The sequence below is a fragment of the Streptomyces sp. NPDC101152 genome (assembly GCF_044768275.1).
Classification (GTDB): Bacteria; Actinomycetota; Actinomycetes; order Streptomycetales; family Streptomycetaceae; genus Streptomyces.
The window spans coordinates 1-1,348 of sequence record NZ_JBIWPO010000147.1; the positions used below are offsets into that span (position 1 = coordinate 1).

General features: G+C 65.4%; 2 protein-coding genes. One reads left to right on the forward strand and one right to left on the reverse strand.

Going from position 1 to position 1,348, the window contains the following annotated elements:
• Nucleotides 1–102 (forward strand): transposase (locus ACIRVK_RS45550; protein WP_404257684.1); only part of this gene is annotated, 102 nt, incomplete at its 5' end.
• 195 nt (nt 103–297) lie between these two features.
• Here ACIRVK_RS45550 and ACIRVK_RS45555 read toward each other — a convergent pair.
• On the reverse strand, nt 298–1,203 hold the full coding sequence (locus tag ACIRVK_RS45555) for a heme A synthase (RefSeq protein WP_404258069.1): 906 nt from the start codon (nt 1,201–1,203) through the stop codon (nt 298–300).
• Nucleotides 1,204–1,348: the final 145 nt, after the last annotated feature.

Below are 1,348 nucleotides of genomic sequence, written 5' to 3' on the forward strand. Positions count from 1 at the left end.
CACGGGCACCTGTGGTCGCCCTCGTACTTCTCCGCATCGTGCGGCGGAGCACCGCTGGCGATCGTCCGCCAGTACATCGAGCAGCAAAAACGTCCGCTCTAACGTGCACATCAGAGCAGTCCTGAGATGCATTCATCCCCGGCGTGAACGCCGGGGCTTTCTGCAAGAGTCCCGGTAATCACAGAGCTTCGCAACTCCATGATCACCAGGGTCCGTGCCCGTTCTGCCTCTGACCTCCCCCACCGCACCTATCTGTGCGGCCCTAAGGGGAACCTCCCTGCCGGCACGGCCGTTCGCTCAGCCGACCGGTGTTGAAAGGTCCAACCGTGACACCGGGGTGATCAATGTGAAGGGGCGCTCACGAAGTGCGAACGGGATCCGCAACGCAGCGATCCACACGAGGGTCGCGCCTGTCACGTGGATGCCGACCAGCCATGAGGGAAGGCCGGTGAAGTACTGCCAGTACCCGATCATACCTTGGAGGACCAGCAGCACCGCCAGTTCGACGGTTCGGCGAAAGGCCCTCTGCGGGCCGCCCGCACCCTTGATCGCAAAGAGCAGTGCGATCGTCAGCCCGCACACCAGGAACACCAAATCCGCATGCAACTGCGCCACCCGGTCCCAGTCAAAGGGCATCCGGGGCGCTACCCCGGTGTCACCGGAATGTGGTCCGGTGCCGGTCACCGCGGTTCCGGCGATCAGGACCAGGCCGCTGACCGCGCACAGCAGCATGCTGAGGTATCGGATCGCCCCGGGGACCAACAGCCGGGGCGCAGCGTCGCCTTCACGACTACGTTCCCAGGCGGCCACCGTCGCTACGATGAAGACCATCGCCAGCAGGAAGTGCGCAGCCACGATGAAGGGGTTGAGTCCGGTGAGCACGGGTATGCCTCCCAGCACCGCCTCAGCGACCACGAGCGCGAACTGCACCCAGGCCAGCGCAGTCAACCCCGGACGGCGGTCGCGCTGTCTGGTCGCGACGATGATGAGCCAGCCCACTGCCGCGCAGAGCAGATAGATCAGTGTCCGGTTGGCGAATTCGATCTCGCCATGGACGCCCATCGCCGGTGTCGGCGTCAAGCTTGCGTCCGTGCACTTGGGCCAGGTGGGGCAGCCAAGTCCCGAGCTGCTCAGCCGGACGGCACCTCCTGCCACCACGATCACCACGCTGGAGAGAACCGAGAAGAGTGCGGCCCTCTCCACGCTGTTCCGGCTCGGACGGAACGAGACAGCGGCACTTCGCCAGGCACTAACCTCGGCGTTTCGGTTGGGGTGATGAGGCGTCGCTGTTCGTCTGCCGTCACGTGGGCCGGGTGATTGCGTTGCCTGGGCATGGCGGAGTCCCGGC